The 20,307-nt window shown below is 69.7% G+C and carries 19 protein-coding genes; 13 read left to right on the forward strand and 6 right to left on the reverse strand.

Annotated features, from left to right (window positions below; translation table 11 throughout):
• Window positions 1-427 precede the first annotated feature (427 nt).
• The gene (locus AB5S17_RS07150) at window positions 428-1,138 is read left to right on the forward strand and encodes a LuxR C-terminal-related transcriptional regulator (protein ID WP_369237666.1); all 711 of its coding nucleotides are present in this window, start codon (window positions 428-430) and stop codon (window positions 1,136-1,138) included.
• Window positions 1,139-1,174: 36 nt separating this feature from the next.
• Here AB5S17_RS07150 and AB5S17_RS07155 read toward each other — a convergent pair whose 3' ends face one another.
• Window positions 1,175-1,402, reverse strand: coding sequence for a type II toxin-antitoxin system HicB family antitoxin (locus AB5S17_RS07155; protein ID WP_369237668.1), 228 nt, complete (start codon window positions 1,400-1,402; stop codon window positions 1,175-1,177).
• Window positions 1,399-1,743, reverse strand: coding sequence for a type II toxin-antitoxin system HicA family toxin (locus tag AB5S17_RS07160; RefSeq protein WP_369237670.1), 345 nt, complete (start codon window positions 1,741-1,743; stop codon window positions 1,399-1,401). Before AB5S17_RS07160 ends, AB5S17_RS07155 begins: the two co-directional genes overlap by 4 nt.
• Window positions 1,744-1,910: 167 nt before the next feature.
• Here AB5S17_RS07160 and ileS point away from each other — a divergent pair, with 167 nt between their 5' ends.
• Window positions 1,911-4,898 carry an isoleucine--tRNA ligase gene (gene ileS, locus AB5S17_RS07165; RefSeq protein ID WP_369237672.1) on the forward strand — a complete coding sequence of 996 codons (2,988 nt, stop codon included), beginning with the start codon at window positions 1,911-1,913 and terminating at the stop codon, window positions 4,896-4,898.
• A 267-nt stretch (window positions 4,899-5,165) separates the two neighbouring features.
• Window positions 5,166-5,849 (forward strand): hypothetical protein, encoded by a 684-nt coding sequence (locus AB5S17_RS07170; RefSeq protein ID WP_369237674.1) that lies wholly within the window; start codon window positions 5,166-5,168, stop codon window positions 5,847-5,849.
• 34 nt (window positions 5,850-5,883) lie between these two features.
• Here AB5S17_RS07170 and AB5S17_RS07175 read toward each other — a convergent pair whose 3' ends face one another.
• The gene (locus tag AB5S17_RS07175) at window positions 5,884-6,330 is read right to left on the reverse strand and encodes a nucleoside deaminase (RefSeq protein WP_369237676.1); all 447 of its coding nucleotides are present in this window, start codon (window positions 6,328-6,330) and stop codon (window positions 5,884-5,886) included.
• 197 nt (window positions 6,331-6,527) lie between these two features.
• Here AB5S17_RS07175 and AB5S17_RS07180 point away from each other — a divergent pair, with 197 nt between their 5' ends.
• The 5 genes from AB5S17_RS07180 (at window position 6,528) to AB5S17_RS07200 (ending at window position 13,109) form a co-directional block, all read left to right on the forward strand.
• Window positions 6,528-8,618 (forward strand): pseudouridine synthase, encoded by a 2,091-nt coding sequence (locus tag AB5S17_RS07180; RefSeq protein ID WP_369237678.1) that lies wholly within the window; start codon window positions 6,528-6,530, stop codon window positions 8,616-8,618.
• Window positions 8,619-8,624: 6 nt separating this feature from the next.
• Window positions 8,625-9,179, forward strand: a complete 555-nt coding sequence (gene rsmD, locus AB5S17_RS07185) for a 16S rRNA (guanine(966)-N(2))-methyltransferase RsmD (protein WP_369237680.1) — start codon at window positions 8,625-8,627, stop codon at window positions 9,177-9,179.
• A gap of 108 nt (window positions 9,180-9,287) precedes the next feature.
• Entirely contained in the window at window positions 9,288-10,805 is a 1,518-nt protein-coding gene (locus tag AB5S17_RS07190) for a M16 family metallopeptidase (protein ID WP_369237682.1), read from the forward strand.
• 70 nt (window positions 10,806-10,875) lie between these two features.
• Window positions 10,876-12,219, forward strand: coding sequence for a M16 family metallopeptidase (locus tag AB5S17_RS07195; RefSeq protein WP_369237684.1), 1,344 nt, complete (start codon window positions 10,876-10,878; stop codon window positions 12,217-12,219).
• Between the two features lie 14 nt (window positions 12,220-12,233).
• On the forward strand, window positions 12,234-13,109 hold the full coding sequence (locus AB5S17_RS07200) for a patatin-like phospholipase family protein (protein ID WP_369237686.1): 876 nt from the start codon (window positions 12,234-12,236) through the stop codon (window positions 13,107-13,109).
• A gap of 43 nt (window positions 13,110-13,152) precedes the next feature.
• Here AB5S17_RS07200 and AB5S17_RS07205 read toward each other — a convergent pair whose 3' ends face one another.
• Window positions 13,153-14,196, reverse strand: coding sequence for a DNA topoisomerase IB (locus AB5S17_RS07205; protein WP_369237688.1), 1,044 nt, complete (start codon window positions 14,194-14,196; stop codon window positions 13,153-13,155).
• Window positions 14,197-14,365: 169 nt separating this feature from the next.
• Here AB5S17_RS07205 and AB5S17_RS07210 point away from each other — a divergent pair, with 169 nt between their 5' ends.
• Entirely contained in the window at window positions 14,366-14,584 is a 219-nt protein-coding gene (locus AB5S17_RS07210) for a DUF2945 domain-containing protein (RefSeq protein ID WP_369237690.1), read from the forward strand.
• A gap of 37 nt (window positions 14,585-14,621) precedes the next feature.
• Here AB5S17_RS07210 and AB5S17_RS07215 read toward each other — a convergent pair whose 3' ends face one another.
• The gene (locus AB5S17_RS07215; protein WP_369238316.1) at window positions 14,622-15,044 is read right to left on the reverse strand and encodes a VOC family protein; all 423 of its coding nucleotides are present in this window, start codon (window positions 15,042-15,044) and stop codon (window positions 14,622-14,624) included.
• A gap of 2 nt (window positions 15,045-15,046) precedes the next feature.
• Window positions 15,047-16,936: a monovalent cation:proton antiporter-2 (CPA2) family protein gene (locus tag AB5S17_RS07220; protein ID WP_369237692.1), complete on the reverse strand. Its 1,890-nt coding sequence runs from the start codon at window positions 16,934-16,936 to the stop codon at window positions 15,047-15,049.
• Window positions 16,937-17,058: 122 nt separating this feature from the next.
• Between AB5S17_RS07220 and AB5S17_RS07225 the strand changes: the two genes are divergently transcribed.
• The 4 genes from AB5S17_RS07225 to AB5S17_RS07240 are packed head-to-tail and all read left to right on the forward strand — an operon-like array spanning window position 17,059 to window position 20,302.
• Window positions 17,059-18,396 carry a TldD/PmbA family protein gene (locus AB5S17_RS07225; protein ID WP_369237694.1) on the forward strand — a complete coding sequence of 446 codons (1,338 nt, stop codon included), beginning with the start codon at window positions 17,059-17,061 and terminating at the stop codon, window positions 18,394-18,396.
• A 28-nt stretch (window positions 18,397-18,424) separates the two neighbouring features.
• Entirely contained in the window at window positions 18,425-19,186 is a 762-nt protein-coding gene (locus tag AB5S17_RS07230) for a 3'(2'),5'-bisphosphate nucleotidase CysQ (protein ID WP_369237696.1), read from the forward strand.
• 39 nt (window positions 19,187-19,225) lie between these two features.
• Window positions 19,226-19,459, forward strand: a complete 234-nt coding sequence (locus tag AB5S17_RS07235; protein ID WP_369237698.1) for a DUF4170 domain-containing protein — start codon at window positions 19,226-19,228, stop codon at window positions 19,457-19,459.
• Window positions 19,460-19,492: 33 nt separating this feature from the next.
• Window positions 19,493-20,302, forward strand: coding sequence for a lysophospholipid acyltransferase family protein (locus AB5S17_RS07240; RefSeq protein WP_369237700.1), 810 nt, complete (start codon window positions 19,493-19,495; stop codon window positions 20,300-20,302).
• Window positions 20,303-20,307: the final 5 nt, after the last annotated feature.

Below are 20,307 nucleotides of genomic sequence, written 5' to 3' on the forward strand. Positions count from 1 at the left end.
CGGCACTCGCCTTCGCGGCACACCGCCACGTGTCGAAAACTGCCGTTCGTCATTCCCGGCCTAGATGGGGGCGCCCTGCGGCCTCTGCCAGCCCGCCCGGCGGAAAGCGTGGACCAGCCCCGCGCGCGCCGGCTTCCGGCGGGGCCGGGTCGCGTGGCGACCGCGGACCCGCTCTCGGCGCGGTTGCGGAGCCATTCTGGTTGTCAAGGCTTCAAATGAGGGACGGATGCGGTCAAACTGCAGAGCCCGATTCGCAAGCCGGATTGGCCGACGATCAGGGCGGACAGGCGGTGAACATGCCTTCTTGCAACGGTTCGGCAGACAGAGCGGCCGCGCGGCAGCCGCAGCGGCGGCAAGCCCGGACCCGCTGCGCGCCGGTCTGGCTGCCGGATGCCGCACCCGCGGCGCGGGCGAAGGAGCGCCGATCGTGAGCCGCTGCATGGAACGGCTTCGCGCCCTTGCCGAACCCTCGGGTGAAGAGGCTCTGGCCGAAATGCTGGACCAGACGGGCAAGGATTACGGCTTTTCGCACGCCGCCGCCTTCGCCCTGCCGTCCACCGACGACACCGGCCTCGCGACGCGGCTCCTCGTCTCCAACTGGTCGCCGGCCTTCGTGCGCGCCTACGACCAGCTCGGCCTCCACCGCTTCAAGATCGTTGTCGGCACGCTGCGCTCGGACCCGCTGCCCTTCGTCTGGGACATCGACACGCTCTACGGCGCCGACGAGCCGGAGCCGACCCCGGCGGCGAAGCTCCTGCTCGCCGAGGACTACCGGGCCGGGGTGATCTGCCCGGTGCACGGGCTGACCGCCTTCAACGGCGCGCTGTCCTTTGCCGGGAAGGCGCCGGACCTTTCGGCGGGCGCGGTGCGCGAGCTGCAGCTCTTCGCCTTCTGCTTCTTCGGCCTTCTCGCCGCGGCGCGCTTCGAGGAGAACCAGAAGAACAACCCGCTCTCGCCGCGCGAGCGCGACTGCCTGAAGCTCGCAATGCTCGGCAAGACCTCGTCCGAGATCGGCATGATCCTGTCGCTGTCCGAATATACCGTGTCGCAGTACCTCACCGCTGCCCAGCGCAAGATGAACGCCTCGAACCGCACCCACGCCGTCGCCCTCGCCGCCGCGCTCGGCTATCTCTCGTGACGCGAGCTCTGGTCGGATCCTGCGGCATTCTTACAGCTATGCGACGCGGCTGCTCTCTTTCGGCCGCAGCGGCGCCTCGCCCCGCTCGGCACAGAAGGCCAGGTAGTCGTCGATCGAATCCGCCATCGCCTGCCGCAACTCGGCGACCGACGTGCCCTGAAAGGTGATGACGTCCCGGATGCCGAGTATCTCGCCGTGGAAGATGTCGGCATCCTCATCGAACGCGACGCTCGCCTCGTAGCCCTTGCAGTGCATCCTGTTCACGGTGAAACTCCCGCTGCCTTCAGGAACCGTCGGACCGAAATGACCGCGCCCTTGTCGATTTCCTTGCGCGGATGCGGTCGGTGGAAGACGGCCCGCACACCGTTCAATGCCACCCGAACCCGGGACCCATGGCCTTCGCTCACCTCGGCGCTGAATGCCAAGAACATCGCTTCCACATCACGCCAGGCAATGCCTGCCTGAACCGGCTCTGCGAAGATCGCTTCGAGCGTGCGCTGGTGCCGGCCACCGACCATAACTTCAATGATCCAACATCTGTCGCATGACCGCAAGCGCGCCCGTTCTTCCCATCCGCGCCGTCGCTTGCTAAAGCGGGCCTCCATGTTGGGTCCGCGCGCACGTCACATATCTCGGCGAATTAGCCGCCCGGCCTTCTGACCGGCTCCCTCGCGAGCCGCAGAAGGACCGGGACGCTTTGCTTTTCCGCGCCTGACAGTTCCCTTCAGCGCCGCCCGGACGATGTGCGGCGAACGACACGGTTGCCCTCGTCATGACCGATCCCAAGACCGACGTTCCGACGCCCGACGCCGAGACCGGCGTGGTGGACTATTCCAAGACGTTGTTCCTGCCCGAGACCGACTTTCCGATGCGTGCCGGCCTGCCCAAGGCCGAGCCGGAGTGGATCGAGAAGTGGGACCGGATGGACCTCTACGGCAAGCTTCGGCAGGCGTCGAAGGGCCGGCCGAAATACGTCCTCCACGACGGCCCGCCCTATGCCAACGGCAACCTCCATATCGGCCACGCGCTGAACAAGATCCTGAAGGACGTCATCAACCGCTCCTTCCAGATGCGCGGCTACGACGCGAACTACGTGCCCGGCTGGGACTGCCACGGCCTGCCGATCGAGTGGAAGATCGAGGAGCAGTACCGCGCCAAGGGCAAGAACAAGGACGAGGTGCCGGTCAACGAATTCCGCCAGGAATGCCGCGACTTCGCCACCCATTGGGTCGGCGTTCAGACCGCGGAATTCCGCCGGCTGGGCGTCGAGGGCGACTTCAAGGACCCGTATCTGACGATGAACTTCAAGGCGGAGTCGGTGATCGCCGGCGAGCTCCTGAAGTTCGCCATGTCCGGCCAGCTCTATCGCGGCTCCAAGCCGGTGATGTGGTCGGTGGTCGAGAAGACCGCCCTCGCCGAAGCCGAAATCGAATACGAGGATTACGAGAGCGACACGGTCTGGGTGAAGTTTCCGACGCAGGGTGAGGGCTTGCTCGGCGGCGCCTTCGTCGTCATCTGGACGACCACGCCCTGGACCATCCCCGGCAACCGCGCCATCGCCTTTTCCGACCGCATCGCCTACGGCCTCTACGAAGTGACGGCGCCCGAGGACGCCGAGGCTCCGCGCTGGGCGAAGGAGGGCGAGCGCTACGTGCTCGCCGACGCGCTGGCCGCCGACGTCTTCGCCAAGGCGCGCGTGCCGGAGGGCGGCTGGCGGAAGGTCGCCGATGTGCAGCCGGCCGATCTGGAGAGCGTGGTCGTCGACCACCCGCTCAAGGACCTCGGCTACGGCTTCCCCGTTCCCCTGATCCCCGGTGACCACGTCACCGACGACGCCGGCACCGGCTTCGTCCACACCGCGCCGAGCCACGGCCGCGAGGACTTCGACGTCTGGATGGAGAACCGCCGGGCCCTGGCGGCGCGCGGCATCGACACCACGATCCCCTTCACCGTCGACGACGACGGCTTCTACACCAAGGACGTACCGGTCTTCGGCCCGGACGCGCCGGAGGGGCCGGCCCGGGTCATCGACGACAAGGGTAAGAAGGGCGATGCCAACAAGCGCGTCATGGAGGCGCTGATCGGATCCGGCAATCTCCTCGCCCGCGGCCGGCTGAAGCATTCCTACCCGCATTCCTGGCGCTCCAAGAAGCCGGTGATCTTCCGCAACACGCCGCAGTGGTTCGTCCATATGGACAAGGAACTCGGCGGGTATGGGCTGGAGCGCGAGCCGGCCGCCGAAGACACCCTGCGCGCCCGCGCCCTCCGCGCCATCGACGACACCCGCTTCGTCCCGGCTTCCGGGCAGAACCGGCTGCGCGGCATGATCGCCGACCGGCCGGACTGGGTGCTCTCCCGCCAGCGCGCCTGGGGCGTGCCGATCTGCGTCTTCGTCGACGAGGATGGCGAGGTGCTGAAGGACGAGGCGGTGAACACGCGCATCCTCGAAGCCTTTGCCAACGAGGGCGCCGATGCCTGGTTCGCCGCGGGCGCCAAGGAGCGCTTCCTCGGCAACGAGCATGACGGCGACAAGTGGACGATGGTCCGCGACATCCTCGACGTCTGGTTCGATTCCGGCTCGACCCACGCCTTCTGCCTGGAGAAGCGGCCGGACCTGAAATGGCCTGCCGACCTCTACCTCGAGGGCTCCGACCAGCATCGCGGCTGGTTCCACTCTTCGCTCCTGGAGTCCTGCGGCACGCGGGGCCGGGCGCCCTACGACGCGGTCCTCACCCATGGCTTCGTCATGGACGAGGAGGGGCGTAAGATGTCGAAGTCGCTCGGCAACGTCGTCACCCCGCAGGAGGTGATCAAGCAGTCCGGCGCCGACATCCTGCGGCTCTGGGTGGTCTCCTCCGACTATTCGGAGGACCTCAGGCTCGGCAAGACGATCCTGCAGACCAACATCGACAGCTATCGCAAGCTCCGGAACACCATCCGCTGGATGCTCGGCACGCTCGCCCACGACAAGGGCGAGACCGTCCCGCTGGACCAGATGCCGGAGCTGGAGCGGCTGATGCTGCACCGGATCGCCGAACTCGACCAGCTGGTGCGCGCCGGCTACGACGCCTTCGACTTCAAGCGCATCTCCCGGGCGCTGCTCGATTTCGTCGTGGTCGAGCTGTCGGCCTTCTACTTCGACATCCGCAAGGACGCGCTCTACTGCGACCCGATCTCGAGCGTGCGCCGGAAGGCGGCGCTGCAGGTGGTGCGCGAGCTGTTCGACCACCTCGTCACCTGGCTCGCGCCGCTCCTGCCCTTCACCATGGAGGAGGCATGGCTGTCGCGCTATGGCGAGGCGGAGTCGGTGCATCTGGAGCAGTTCCGCCCCGTCGATCCGGCCTGGCGGAATGCCGAGCTTGCGGCTCGCTGGCAGAAGCTTCGCCGCGTCCGCCGCGTCGTCATGGGTGCGCTGGAGGAGAAGCGCCGGGAGAAGGTCATCGGCTCGTCGCTGGAAGCCTGGCCGACGGTGCACATCGCCGATCCGGAACTGCGCGAGCTCGCGGCGTCGGTCGACTTCGCCGAGATCGCCATCACCTCGGGGCTGACGGTGTCGGGCGATCCGGCGCCGCAGGGCGCCTTTGCGCTGCCGGACACGCCGGACGTCGCCGTCGCCTTCCACAGGGCCGAGGGCCGAAAGTGCGCCCGGTCCTGGAAGATCACCGGCGACGTCGGCTCCGACCCGGACTTCCCGGACGTCTCGGCACGCGACGCGCAGGCGCTGCGCGAACTGCGGGCGGCCGAGAGGAACGCCGCCTGAGCGGACCTGTCCGCCGGGTGTCGGCTCGTTGCGGCCTCCCGCTCGCTTGCGGGCGGGGCCGTGACATCTTAAGAACATGCCTGGAATTCGCCAGAATGTCGTGCGACTGGCTGCGGGTGTCCGTGAAGGGCGACCCGCCTGGGGGCAGGCGGTGAGTTGCAGGCCGTATCGACGGGGCCGCGGGCTGCAGAACAGGAAAGCACTGCGTGATCCGCCGTGGCAGCCGATGCGGGCTGCCCGGGTCATGCCGCAGGGGGACGTATCGGAATGACCTCGAAGTCTGTCCGCAAGGCGCTCGGCGCCGCGGCCATCGTCGCGGGATGCCTGTCGCTCGGCGGCTGCCTCGGCCCGACCTATGGCACCGGCAAGTCGCAAGGCGAGACGCTGTTCGACGATCTCAACAACTTCGTCGCGCTCGGCAACACCGACCAGGCCCAGATCGCCTACAATCCGCGGCCGCCGCTGGTGAAGCCGCAGAACACCAAGGTCCTGCCGCCACCGCAGGCGAGCCGGACCACGGCGAACGATCCGAACTTTCCGGAATCGCCCGAGGCTCGCAGCAAGCGGCTGCAGGCGTCGGCGCAGCAGGGCGACGGCATCCTGCCGGCCGATGTGGCGAGCGCGCGCAAGGAAGGCGTCACCCAGGAATATCTCGACCGCACCAGCGGCGGCGGCTACACCTTCAAGAACGATCACAGCGCCGGTTTCCTGACGCAGGCCGAACTGGAGAGCCACAAGGACGAGGTCGCCAAGCGCCTGCGCGATCAGAAGCAGGGCAGCCCCACCCAACGGAAATATCTGAGCGAGCCGCCCGTCGCCTACCGCACGCCGGCCGCGACTGCGCCGATCGGCGTGCAGGGCGAGGACGAGGAGACCAAGGCACGGCGGCTGAAGAACGGCGGCAAGCAGGGCTTCTTCGACAAGCTCGGCAACCTCCTGCCCTCGCTCTGAGCGAACCGGCGACTGGCGGTGCGACGAACGCCAGTCAGCGCCTGGCCTTGAAGAACGCCTTCAAGAGCGCGGCGCTCGCCGTCTCGCCGATGCCGGAATAGACGTCCGGCGCGTGGTGGCAGGTGGGCTGGCCGAAGAAGCGCGGGCCGCTCTCGACGGCGCCACCCTTGGGGTCCGACGCACCGAAATAGAGCCGCCGGATCCGGGCGAACGAGATGGCCGCGGCGCACATCGCGCAGGGCTCCAGCGTGACATAGAGATCGGCGCCGGCGAGCCGCTCGGACGACAGCTGCGCACAGGCGGCCCGGATCACGAGGACTTCGGCATGCGCCGTCGGATCGTGACGCAGCCGCGTCTCGTTGCCGGCGGCGGCGAGCAACCGTCCGTCGCGTACGAGGACCGCGCCCACCGGAGTCTCGTCGCGGGCTGCGGCTTTTCTCGCCTCGTCGAGGGCGATATCCATGAAATTTCGGCCGGTCATCCCTGCTTCTCTCGCACAGGGCCTTCCGACCTGCTAGGCGGTTATCGCAACGGGAGGCGAACGCGGCGGCACCAGCCGGCCGGCGATGCGTTGCCCCGACAGGCGGCCTTTGCCGCGCGACCCATCGTGGCGACGATCCGCATTCGACATTTCAGCGACAGGCAGCGCCGGACGGCGGCTGCAGCAAGGGCATTGGCATGAGCGATACGACGAAAGGCGGCGGAAAGGGCCGTGGCGGACGGCCGGGCGGTTCCGGCGCGCGCGGCGGCGGCAAGGGCGGCCGGCCGGGCGGAGCCGGAGGCGACCGGCGGGGTCCGCGGCCCGGGCAGAGCCGGGGCGAGGGCGGCGAGGGTGATCGCGCGCCGCGCGAGCGGGGCGATGCGCCGCGGTTCCAGCGACGGGGACCGCCGCGCGAGGCCGGAGCGGCCGAGGCCGGCGGCGCGGCACGGCGGGACGGCAAGCCGTTCCGCAAGCGCGACCATGCGGCATCGGCGGAGCGATCGGAGAGCGGGCAGCGCCGCACCGGCGGCTTCGACCGGCGTCCGTCCGACGCGTCCTCCGGCGACGACACGGCGCGCGCGAAGAAGCCGTTCACGCCGAAGAGCCGCGGCATGCGTTCGCATGCCGGCGCGGAGTCCGCCGGCGCCCGTCGCGGCGATGGCGCGCGGCCGAAGAGCTACGGCCGGCTGAGCCATGACGGCGCCGACGGCGCCAAGCCGCGCCGCGAGCGGCCGCAGGGCGGATCGCGCGGCGATCGCCCCGCCCGTACCGAGCGCGAGGCTGAAAAGCCCGCCGAGGCCGAGACGGCCGCGACGCTGGAGCCGATGCGCATTGCCCGCCGACTGGCGCGCGCCGGCGTCGCCTCGCGCCGCGACGCCGAGGCGATGATCGCCGAGGGGCGGATCGCGGTGAACGGCAAGGTGCTGGACACGCCGGCGCTCGACGTCTCGCCGAACGACAGGATCACCGTCGATGGCGAGCCGCTGCCGGCGATGGAGCGCACCCGGCTCTGGCTGTTCCACAAGCCGGCGGGCCTGGTGACGACCAATCGCGATCCGGAAGGTCGCCCGACGGTGTTCGAGCATCTGCCGAAGGAGATGCCCCGCGTCCTGTCGGTCGGCCGGCTCGACATCACCACCGAGGGGCTGCTGCTCCTCACCAATGACGGCGGCCTCGCCCGCGTTCTGGAACTGCCCTCGACCGGCTGGCTGCGCCGCTACCGCGTGCGCGCCCACGGCTCGATCGATCAGGCCAAGCTCGACGAGCTGCGCGAAGGGGTGGCCATCGACGGCGTCTTCTACGGCGCCATCGAGGCGACGCTCGACCGGGTGCAGGGCGCCAATGTCTGGCTGACGCTCGGCCTGCGCGAGGGCAAGAACCGCGAGGTCAAGCGCGTGCTCGGCCATCTCGGCCTCGACGTGAACCGGCTGATTCGCCTGTCCTACGGGCCGTTCCAGCTCGCCGACCTCGCCGAGGGCTCGGTGCGCGAGATCCATGGCAAGACGCTGCGCGACCAGCTGGGGCCGCGGCTGATCGAGGAGTCCGGCGCCGATTTCGACGCGCCGATCGTCAACGCCTTCTCGAACAAGGCGGTGGAGGGGGCGCGCCGCGCCGAGGGCGACCGGCCGGCTGGCGCGAAGGGGCCGAAGGGCCGGACCCAGAGCGAGCGGGGCCCGGCTCGCGACACCGCGCCGAACGCCAAGCGGGCGCGCGAGGCCAAGCGTGACGATGCGCTCGGCCGGCTCGACACCCGTCCGGGACGCTCCGTGCGGAACGATCGCCCGGACCGGCGCGAGGCTGGCGAGCGCCGGCCGTTCAAGCCGCGCGGCGAGCGGCCGGACCGGGGCGAGGGCGACCCGCGGCCGGCAAGGAGCTTCGACAAGCCGCGCAAGCCCCATGGCGAGCGGCCGGACGCGCGGACCGACAGGGGCGGTGCGCCGCGCAGCCGGACGCAGGATGCTCCGCGCGGCGACAAGCCGTTCGGCGGCCAGAAGAAGCCTTATGGCGCCCGCGACGCTGCGGGCGAGGGCGACCGGCCGGCGGCGGCGAAGCGGCCGCCCTTCGGAGGCCGCCGTTCTGCCAATGTCTGGATCGCGCCCGGGGCTCGCCCGCAGGGGCCGAAGAAGGCCGAGGAAGCCGCCGAGCGTGCGGCCGGGCGCACGCCGCTGCAGCGCATGGCGAAGCCGGGGTCCCGCGGCAAGAAGCCGGGCGGCGGCGGGCGCGGCGGCAAACCCGGCGGCCCGGGCGGCGATCGGCCGCGCGGCCCCCGCAAGCCGCGGCAGGACTGACCGCCGATGCGCATCGTCGGCGGGGAGTTCCGCGGCCGCAAGCTGTTCGAGCCGAAGTCGGACGCGATCCGTCCGACAACGGACCGCACGCGCGAGAGCCTGTTCAACATCCTTGCGCACCGGCCGGGCTTCTCGCTCGACGGCGTGCGGGTGCTCGACCTCTTCTCCGGCACCGGCGCGCTCGGTTTCGAGGCGCTGTCGCGCGGGGCACGTTTCTGCCTGTTCGTGGAGGAAGGCGTCGAGGGCCGCGGCCTGATCCGGCAGAGCGTCGAGAGCCTCGGCCTGCAGGGGCGCTCGAAGATCTTCCGGCGCGACGCGACGCGGCTGGGGTCGGTCGGGACGATCGAGCCGTTCGACTGCCTGTTCGCCGATCCGCCCTATGGGCGCCGGCTCGGCGAGGCCGCGCTCGCCTCGGCGCTGGCCGGCGGCTGGCTGAAGCCGGACGCCATCGCCATCCTGGAAGAGGCGGCGGATGCGCCCTTCGATCTGCCGGAGGGCTTCGTGCTCGACGACGAACGGGCGATGGGCGGGACGATCCTGCGGCTGCTCCGGGCCACCTGACGCAGCGCCCGGTCAAGCCCCTCTAACGAAAGCGTAAGTGGCCGCCATCTCGATTTCCCCATAGTTCCAAGCAAAAGCATGTGGGAACGATCGGGAACGGGACGGACCATGACCTCATTTTCACGCACCGCCTCTCTCGCGGCGCTCGCTCTGTCGCTGTCGCTCACTGCCGCGCCCTTCGCCTTTGCGCAGGAGGCAAGCGCCGGCGCGAAGCCGCCGACCGCTTCCGTTGCGGCGACGGCGACTGATTCGCGGCAGCCGGCGGCGAGCGACAAGAGCAAGATCGCCGAGGCGGATGCGGCGGTGTCGAGCTTCACGCTCGACAACGGGCTGCAGGTCGTCGTGCTGCCCGACCATCGCGCGCCCGTCGTCACCCAGATGATCTACTATCACGCCGGGGCGGCCGACGAGGCGCCGGGGGTCAGCGGCGTCGCCCACTTCCTCGAACACTTGATGTTCAAGGGCACGACCCACCATCCCGCCGGCGAGTTTTCCCGCAAGGTCGCGGAGATCGGCGGCCAGGAGAACGCCTTCACCACGCAGGACTATACCGGCTTCTATCAGCAGGTGCCGGCCGACGCGCTGGAGACGGTGATGTCCTACGAGGCGGACCGGATGGAGAACCTCGTCCTGACCGACCAGGTCGTGCTGCCCGAGCGCGACGTCATCCTGGAAGAGCGCCGCATGCGGATCGACAACGATCCGAGCGCCCAGCTCTCCGAAGCGGTGCAGGCGGCGCTGTTCCAGAACAGCCCCTACGGCACGCCGGTGATCGGCTGGCGGAACGAGATGGATAAGCTCAGCCGCAAGGATGCGATCGACTTCTACGACAAGTACTACACGCCGAACAATGCGACGCTGCTCGTCGCCGGCGACGTCACCGAGGCCGAGGTGAAGCGCCTCGCCGAGAAGACCTACGGCAAGGTGCCGAAGCGTGCCGATGCGGGTCCGCGCATCCGTCCGCAGGAGCCGCAGCCGCTGGCGGCGCGCACCGTGACGCTGACCGATCCGAAGGTCACGCAGCCGGCGATGCAGCGGGTGTGGCTGGTGCCGTCAGACAATACCGCCAAGTCCGACGATGCCGAGGCGCTGGACGTTCTCGCCGACATCCTCGGCGGCGGCACGACCAGCCGCCTCTACCGCCAGCTGGTCGTCAAGGAGGGCATCGCCGCCGGCGCCGGCGCCTATTACGACGGCACCGCGCTCGATGACGGGCGCTTCGCCGTCTACGGCACGCCGCGCGGCACCGCGACGCTCGCGGACGTCGAACATGCGATCGACGCCGAGATCGGCAGGATCGTCAAGGGCGGGATCACCGAGGACGAGCTCGACCGTGCCAAGAACCGGGTGCGCAAGAACCTCATCTATCTGAGGGACAGCCAGACCGCGATGGCCCGCCGCTTCGGCGCGGCGCTGTCGACCGGCCAGACGATCAACGACGTCGAGACCTGGCCGGAGCGGCTGGAGGCCGTGACCGTCGCCGACGTCGACCGTGTCGCCAAGCAGTATCTGAAGCCCGAGCGCGCGGTGACCGGCTATCTCGAGCCGGAGCCGACCGCCGCCGAGCCCGCCGCCGCGACCGCGCCTGCCGCGGCGACCGAGGCCGCCGCCGCGACCCGCTCCTGATCGCCCCTGCGCCTCGCCCGCGCGCCCGCGCCGGCGCCCGGCTCCTCCCGATCCCCGCAATGCGGAAGGAATGACGACCTTGCATCTCTTCAATCTCAAAGCCCTCGGCGGCGCCGTCGCTGCTCTCGGCTTCTCGCTGGTCGGCACGCTCGCCGCGACGCTGCCGGCCGCGGCCGTCGACATCCAGGAGGTGACGAGCCCCGGCGGCATCACCGCGCTGCTCGTCGAGGACCACACGAACCCGCTGATCTCGATGAAGTTCGCCTTCAAGGGGGCCGGCTCGACGCAGGATCCGGAGGGCAAGGCCGGCCTTGCGAACCTCATGTCCGGCCTCCTCGACGAGGGCGCCGGCGACATCAAGAGCGCCGCGTTCCAGAAGCGTCTCGACGAGACCGGCGTCTCGATGGGCTTCGACGCCAGCCTCGACAACTTCACCGGCTCGTTCCGCACCATCACCAAGTTCGAGGACCAGGGCTTCGACCTCCTGCGGCTGGCCCTCACCGATCCGCGCTTCGACGAGGAGCCCGTGAACCGCATTCGCGGCCAGATCGAGACCGGCATCCGCGCCGACAAGAACGATCCGAACGAGGTCGCCTCGCGCGCCTTCCGCGAGACGGTCTTTGCCGGCCATCCCTATGCGCGGCCGGTCGAGGGGACGGTGGAGAGCCTGGAAAAGGTCACCGCCGACGACCTTCACGCCTTCCGCAAGCGCGCCTTCGCCCGGGGCAACCTCATCGTCGGCGTCGTCGGCGACATCACGCCGAAGGCGCTCGGCCGGCGGCTCGACGAGGTCTTCGGTGCCTTGCCGCAGACGCCGGACCTGCGGACGATCCCTCCGGCGACGCCGGTGATGGGCAAGACGGTCTCGGTGGACCTGCAGGTGCCGCAGACGGTGATCCAGTTCGCCCTGCCGGGCGTCCCGCGCAAGTCGGACGACTTCTTCGCGGCCTATCTGATGAACCACATCCTCGGCGGCGGGTCCTTCACCTCGCGGCTGTTCCACGAGATCCGCGAGAAGCGCGGCCTCGCCTATGGCGCCTCGTCCTGGCTGGCGACCTACGACCACGCCGCGGTCATCGGCATTTCCACGGCGACCCGCTCCGACAAGGCGGCGGAGACGGTGAAGCTGATCCGCGCCGAGATCGAGCGGATGGCGAAGGACGGACCGACGGCGGAGGAGCTTCGCAAGGCGAAGGACTACGTCAAGGGCGCCTATGTCGTGCGCAATCTCGATTCCTCGCTCGCCGTCGCCGACACGCTGGTCGGCATCCAGCTTGACGATCTCGGCAAGGATTATATCGATCGTCGGCAGAAGCTGATCGACGAGGTGACCTTGGACCAGGTGAAAGCCGCCGCGAAGAAGCTCCTCTCGGTCCAGCCGACGGTGATCACCGTCGGCAGCGCCGGCGCCTGAACCGGGGCGCGCCGGTGCGGATCGGGCTGGCGCTCGGCGGCGGCGGGGCGCGGGGCATTGCCCATATCCACGTCCTCGAGGCGCTGGACGAACTCGGCCTTGCCCCCTGCCGCATCGTCGGCTCGTCGATCGGCGCGATCGTCGGCGCGGGCTACGCTGCCGGCATGCGCGGCGCCGACATCCGTGCCTACATGGTCGACTGCTTCGCGACGAAGCGGCTTGTCCTCGGCCGGCTGTGGGAGACGCGGCCGGCGACCTTCCAGGACTTCTTCGCCGAGGGCGGCTTTCGTCTCGGCCAGGTCAACGCCAAGCGGGTGATGACCGCCTTCCTGCCGCACGAGGTGCCGCTGACCTTCGACCGGCTGCAGATCCCGCTCGGGGTGATGGCGACGGACTTCTACGCCCGCGTCGGCTGTGAGATCGACGAGGGTGACATCCGCTCGGCGCTCGCCGCCTCCTCGGCGCTGCCGGCGCTGTTCCGCCCGGTCCGGCGCGACGGCCGCGTGCTGATCGACGGCGGCATCTTCAACCCGCTGCCCTTCGATCGCCTGGCCGGCAAGGCCGACTGCGTCATCGCCGTCGACGTCAATGGCGGCCCGGAAGGCGACGGCGAGAGGATGCCGACGCCGCTGGAGGCGATGTTCGGCGCCTCGCAGCTGATGATGCAGTCGATCATCGAGACCAAGCTGAAGCTCGCGCCGCCGGACGTGCTCCTGCGCCCGCCGGTCTCGCGCTACGGCGTGCTCGACTTCCTGCGGACCCGGCAGATCCTGGGCGAGACGGCGGCCTTCAAGGAGGAGGCGAAGCGGGCGATCGCGCATATGGTCGAGAGCCGCGAGGCCGCCGCGTCCCATCTGCCGGAGCCGCGGATCATCCAGCCGGCGTCGTGACGGCGAGGGCCGGCGCCGCGAACGGTGCGAAGCTCGCCGCCGCTCAGGACGGCTGGCGCGCCACCTCTTCCAGAAAGCGCATCAGCCCGGTTTCGACCCGCGTCAGCCCGTCGCGCTTGCGACCTTTCAGAAGATCCGGCGTCAGACGCTCTTCCTCATACGCCTCGATGATCTCGGGATGGACATAGGATGAGCGGGCGACGGTCGGCGTATTGCGCAGGAGCTGCGACACCGACTTCATCGCCTTCGACACCGCCCGCTTGCGCTTCGGCCTAGTGTTCGCCTTCACCGCCGGCTCCTCCTCGACGAGGAAGCGCAGCGCTTCCGCCGAGCCGTGAAAGGTGCGGAAGTCCTTCGCCGAGACCGGTGCCCCGGCGGCCTCGTGCAGGTAGTCGTTGAGAAGGTTCGCGGTCAGCTCACGCTCCTTCTTCACCTTGCCGGGGAAGCGGAACAGGCGCTTGCCCTTGCCCTGGCGCATCGCCTTCAGGGCCGAGACGAGCCCCCGGTCGGCGATCTCGATGCGATGCTCCTTGTTGGACTTGCCGACGAACTTCAGCACCGCGATCTTCTTGATCAGGCGAAGGTTCTGCTTGCGCAGCGAGGCGACGCCGCGGCCGCCGTCGGCGGCGTATTTCTCGTGTCCCGGCCGCATCACCGCGACGTCGATGAGGCGCGTCGCCACCGCCGAGGTGCGGCGCCGGTCGGCCTTGCGGCGGCGCATGTCCTTGTCGATCTGGCGGCGCAGCGTCGGCAGGGCGCGGCCGAAGCGCAGCAGCCGCTCGGTCTTCACCGCATTGCGCACGTTCACCCAGTCGTCGTGATAGCGGTATTGCAGCCGGCCCTTCTCGTCGCGGCCGACCGCCTGGATGTGGCCCTTCTCCTCGACGCAGATCTTCACGTCCTTCCAGGCGGGCGGCAGCACCAGCTGCTTCACCCGCGTGCGGATCCGCTTGTCGGTGATCGGGTCGCCGCCGGAGAAGCAGATGCGGAAGCCCTTGCCGTGCTTGTGGCGCTCGATCGGGAAGCACTCGGGGTCGACCATGACGAGGCCGAAGCGCTCGGCATGTGCGGCATGTTGCTGATCCATGGAGGTGTTCGAAACTCGGCTACAGAACTGACGAGCCGAAACGCAGCCTCCCCGCCGCCGTTCCGAAGCCGGGCTGCGACGATTTGGTCGCGGCTCGCGAGTGGCCGGCGCGGAACGCTCGCGCCGACCGCCGGGTTGGACGTTCGTCCAGTCATGAGGATGCGACGCGATGACGAAGTACAATGTCGGCGACACGGTCGCCTGGAACTGGGGCAACGGCACCGGGACCGGCAAGGTCTCCGAGAAGTTTACCGACCGCGTGACGCGCACGATCTCCGGCAAGGAGATCACCCGCAACGCCGACAAGGAGAACCCGGCCTATCTCATCGAGCAGGAGGACGGCGACCGCGTGCTGAAGTCGGAATCGGAGCTGAAGAAGGCGGGGTGACGGCGCGCCGCGCCGGCGCGCGCCGCCCCCCGAAGCCTCAATGGGCGAAGACGGCCGCCATGTCGGAAAATCCCTTGAACTCCAGCGCGTTGCCGGAAGGGTCCTTGAGGAACAGCGTCGCCTGTTCGCCGGGCTCGCCCTTGAAGCGCACCATCGGCTTTTCCACCCAGGCGACATCGTCGCGCGCCGTCAGCCGGTCGGCGAGCGCCTGCCAGTCGGGCATCGCCAGCACCACGCCGAAATGCGGGATCGGCACGGCATGGCCGTCCACCTGGCCGGACGCGTCCGCCGCCGCCGCACCGGCGTCCGGCCGCCGGTGGGCGGAGAGCTGGTGGCCGAAGAGATCGAAGTCCACCCAGGTGTCCGAGGGGCGGCCGATCCTGGCGCCGAGCACGTCCTGATAGAAGGCCCGCGTCTCCTCGAGATCGCGGACGGGGAAGGCGAGGTGGAAGGGCGTGATGCTCATCGGGACGTGACCTTGTCTGGGGTTCTGCGGCGGCCGGCAAAGGGCCGGCCGCGCCTGCGCTTGAGGGGCGCATCATCCTCGATCAGCGGCCCCGTGTCTTCCGCCTCCGGCATCTTTTCGACGGCATGCAGCGACGGGCGCGGCTTCACCAGCGGCTCGGGCGTGACCACATGCGTCGTCATCATGTCGTTGCCGGCGTAGATGCCTTCCGCCTCCTGCAGCTTCAGCCGCGCGGTGTCGCGCTGGCGCACGTCGGCGACGATGCGGGCGGCCAGCTGATCCTCGACCCCCAGCGCCTCGATCGTCGCGCCGCCGAAGGCGAGCGCCGATTCGACCGTCTCGCGGATCTCGTAGTCGACGCCGCGGGCCCGAAGCGACAGCGCGTGTGCCCGGTCGTAGGAGCGGACATAAAGGCTGACATTCGGGAATTCGGAGCGGATGAGGTCGACCACGCGGTCGGTCGTCTCGCGCTTGTTGGTGCAGACCGCGACGAGCTTGGCGCGGCGGATGCCGGCGGCCTCCAGCACGTCCTTGCGCATGCCCGAGCCGAAATAGATGCGGAAGCCGAAGCGCTCGGCGGTGCGGATCCGGTCGGCCGAGGAGTCGAGAATGGTCACGTCGATGCCGCTCGACAGCAGAACCTGCGCGACGATCTGGCCGAAGCGCGAGAAGCCGATCATCAGGACGTCGGAGCCTGCGCCGTCGAAATCCTCGTCGATCTGTTCCTCCTCGTCCGCCCGGATGAAGCGGCGGCCGAGATAGGTCGCGAGCGGCGTCAGCGCCATGGACAGGGTGACGATGGCGACGAGCAGCGAGGACGTCTCTTCCGCGAAGATCCGTTCCGCCGCCGCCGCGCTGAACAGTACGAAGCCGAACTCGCCGGCCTGCGACAGCAGCGCGGCGACCCGCACCGCCCGCGCATGGCCCTCGCCGAAGGCGCGGCCGAGACCGTAAAGCAGCGCCGCCTTCACCACCATCAGCACCGGGGCGACGAGGAGGATCGCCAGCCAGTGCTCGCGGATGACGGCCAGGTTCAGCGACAGGCCGACGCCGATGAAGAACAGGCCGAGCAGCAGGCCGCGGAACGGCTCGATATTGGCTTCCAGCTCGTGCCGATAGGTGGATTCGGCCAGCAGCACGCCGGCGATGAAGGCGCCCATCGCCATGGAGAAGCCGGCCGCCGCCATCAGCATCGCCGAGCCCAGCACCACGAACAGCGCCGTGCCCAGCATGACCTCGCGCGCGCCGGCGCTCGCCATCAGCCGGAACAACGGGTTGAGGAGATAGCGCCCGCCGACGACGAGCACGAGGAAGGCGCCGGCCGAGATCGCGACCTGGCGCAGTTCGATCGAGACACCGCCGGAGAACGGCGCGAGGAACGGCAGCGCGGCGAGCAGCGGGACGACCGCGAGGTCCTGGAACAGGAGCACCGAGAAGGCGGTCTGGCCATGCCGCGTGTTCGTCTCGCCGGCTTCGTCGAGGAGCTGCAGACCGAAGGCCGTGGAGGACAAAGCGAGGCCGAAGCCGATGACGATCGCGGCGCTGGCGCCGACGCCGAGTCCGTAGGCGGTGCCCGCCAGCACCGCGCCGGTCAGGATCACCTGCGCCGCGCCGACGCCGAAGATCTGGCGCCGCAGCGCCCAGAGCCGGCTGAGCTTCAGTTCGAGGCCGATGATGAACAGGAGGAAGACGACGCCGAGCTCGCCGATCGACAGCAGCTCCTCGCCCTGGCCGATCAGCCGGAACACCGGTCCGAGCAGGATGCCGGCGAAGAGATAGCCGAGCACCGTGCCGAGCCCGATCCGCTTGAACAGCGTCGCGGCGACGATGCCGCCGCCGAGAAGCAGCACCACTTCCAGGAAAATGGCCGTCGCGCCGTGTTCCAATTGCCTCGTCTCGATCCTATCTGAAGGCCCTGGCGGAGCCTTTGCAGCGCAGCACAAGCGGCTTGATGGGCATTGCGCCGCAAGGATAGATGGTTCCCGCACGAAAACCAGCAGGCAGGCTCATGGACGAAGATACGAGACGGCTCGTCGCCGTCGCCGAACGACTGATCGATGCCGCCAAGCGCGCCGGGGCGGACGCTGCCGACGCTGCGGTGGTGCGTTCGTTCGGCCGCTCCGTGTCGGTTCGGCTCGGCAAGGTCGAGGATACCGAGAGCGCCGAGAGCGAGGATCTGGCGCTGCGCGTCTTCGTCGGACAGCGCGTTTCCACCGTCTCGGCCAATATCGACGCCGACGTCGGCCGCCTCGCCGAACGCGCCGTCGCCATGGCCAGGGTCTCGCCGGAGGACGCCTATGCCGGCCTCGCGGATGCGGACCGGCTGGCGGAGGGCGACATCGATCTCGACCTCTACGATCCGACGAGCCTCTCCAGCGAGGAAATGGTCGAGCAGGCCCTGGCGCTGGAAGACGCCGCGCGCGCCGTGTCCGGCGTGACCAATTCCGGCGGCGCGTCGGTCTCGGCCGGCGCTTCCGGCCTCGTGCTCGCGACCTCGTCCGGCTTCTCCGGCCACCGCATGCGCTCGGGCTTCTCGCGCTCGGTCAGCGTCATCGCCGGCGAAGGCGTGAAGATGGAGCGCGACTACGACTTCGACTCGCGCATCCACTACGGCGATCTCGAAGCGCCGGAGACGATCGGCCGGCGCGCCGGCGAGCGCACGGTGCGCCGTCTCGATCCGAAGCTGCCAAAGACCGGCAGCTATCCCATCGTCTTCGATCCGCGCATCGCCCGCGGCCTGATCGGCAGCCTCGTCGGCGCGATCAACGGCGCGGCGATCGCCCGCGGCACCAGCTTCCTCAAGGACCGGATGGGGGAGCAGGTGCTGCCGACGTCGATGACGCTGATCGACGATCCGTTGCTGCCGCGCCGCGCCGGCTCGCGCGCCTTCGACGGCGAGGGCGTGCGTGGCGAGCGGATGGCGCTGGTCGAGGACGGCATCCTGAAGAGCTGGGTGCTCGACACGGCCACCGCCCGCGAACTGGGCCTTTCGACCAACGGCCGCGCCTCGCGCTCGTCGGGCGGCGTTTCGCCATCCTCCTCGAACGTCATCCTGTCGGCCGGGAGCCAGTCGCCGGAGGACCTGATCCGCGAGACCGGCAACGGCATCTATGTCCACGAGCTGATCGGCCAGGGCGTCAACATGGTCACCGGCGACTATTCGCGCGGCGCGACCGGATTCCTGATCGAGAACGGCGAGCTGACGACGCCGGTCTCCGAGCTGACGATCGCCGGCAATGTCCGCGACATGCTCCTGTCGCTGACCGCCGCGAACGATCTCGACGAGCGCTTCTCGATCGTCGCGCCGACGCTCAGGATCGAGAAGATGACGGTGGCGGGCCGCTGAGTTGACGGAGCATGCCGACGACCTTCGCTTGATCCGGCAGGCCGCCGAGGAGGCCGGCGCCATCGCCATGGGCTTCTTCCGCCGCGATCCGCAGGTCTGGTACAAGGAGGGCGACTCGCCGGTTTCGGAGGCCGACTATGCCGTCGACCGCTTCCTGAAGGACGCGCTGATCGGCGCCCGGCCGGATTACGGCTGGGTTTCGGAGGAGACTGAGCGGCCGGAGCGGGACGACACCGCGGGCCGCTTCTTCGTGGTCGATCCGATCGACGGCACGAGGGCCTATCTGCGCGGCGAGGACACCTGGTGCGTCTCGATCGCCGTCGTCGAAGCCGGCCGTCCGGTCGCAGGCGTCCTCGTCGCCCCGGCGCTCGGCGACCGCTTCGAGGCGACGGCCGGCGGAGAGCCGACCCGCAACGGCGCCGTCTGCCGGGTGACGCAGCCCGGCGAGACGGCGACGATGTCGGTCGCGGTGCCCGGCAGTCTGCGCAAGAAGCTCGGCAGCGAGCCTGCGGGGGCGATCCGGCCGGAACATCCGATCCCGTCGCTCGCCTATCGCCTGGCGCTGGTCGCCTGCGGCGATCTCGACGCGACGCTGATCCGCTCGCGCGCCAACGACTGGGACATCGCTGCGGCGGACCTTCTGATCGAGCGGGCCGGCGGCCTGCTCTGCGACCGCGGCGGCAACGCCACCCTTTACAGACGCGAAGGCAGGCGGCATGGCCTGCTGATGGCCGGCTCGCACGACGCCACCCGGCGGCTGCGCAGACTGGTCGAGACGATTCCCGACTGACGCCCTGCCTCGTCCAGGCGCGAAAAAAGGAGCCCATCCGTGCAGGAACAACAGCCCAAGCAGCTTCTCCACCTCGTCTTCGGCGGCGAGCTGAAGGAGCTCGGCAAGACCGAGTTCAAGGACCTCGACAGCCTTGATATCGTCGGAATTTACCCCGACTACGCGTCGGCCCTGGCGGCATGGCGCGGCAAGGCGCAGCAGACCGTGGACAACGCGCATATGCGCTACTTCATCGTCCACATGCACCGTCTGCTGGATCCGCAGGCGTCCTGAGGAAAGGCCGCGACGATCACGGTGGACCGAGAGATGGCGGATGATTCGCATGCGGGCGGCCCGGGCGAGGCTGCGGCGTTCGCCGGCGCTCCGGCGCGCCCCCGGCGCAAGCGGCGGCGGCTCCTGCGCGAGTTCAGCCGGTCGGCTCCGGCAGTGTCGATCTTCGGCGCCTCGCTCTACCATCTCCTGCATTTCGTCCACCGCACCCAGACGCCCGTCCCCGGCTCGGCGGACTATGTCGCGCGGCTGACGGTGGAGCATCCGGCGATCGTCGGCCTCTGGCACGGCCAGCACCTCCTTGCCCCCTTCTTCCGGCCGCGCTCGCTGCCTTACGTGGCGCTCCTGTCGCGCAGCGGCGACGCCGCGGTGAACGCCGCCGTGGTCGAGCGCTTCGGCATCGCGACGGTGCGCGGCTCGGGCGGACGGGCGGACGTCGTCGGCCGTCGGCTGCGCGAGAAGGGCGGCGCGCGGGCGCTCGTCGCCCTGCGCCGGGCGCTGGCCGCCGGGACCGGTGTCTGCATGATCGCCGATGTGCCGAAGGGGACGCCGCGCGAGGCCGGCCTCGGCATCGTCACCCTCGCCAAGATCTCCGGCCGGCCGATCGTGCCCTCCGCCGCCGTGACCAGCCGCCATCACGTGGTGGAGCGGTCCTGGGACAAGACCCGCGTGCCGCTGCCCTTCGGCCGCATCGCAGTCGTGATGGGGCCGTCGATCACCGTGCCCGCCGATGCCGACGACGCGCTTCTGGAGGAGAAGCGCCGCGAGGTCACCCGTGCCATCGAGGCGGCGAACGTCGAAGCCGAGCGCCTCGTCCGGCGCAGCACTGCCGAGGAGCCGGCGTGAGCGAC

This window comes from Jiella sp. M17.18 (assembly GCF_041027365.1).
In the GTDB taxonomy this organism is placed as follows: domain Bacteria; phylum Pseudomonadota; class Alphaproteobacteria; order Rhizobiales; family Rhizobiaceae; genus VKMB-3413.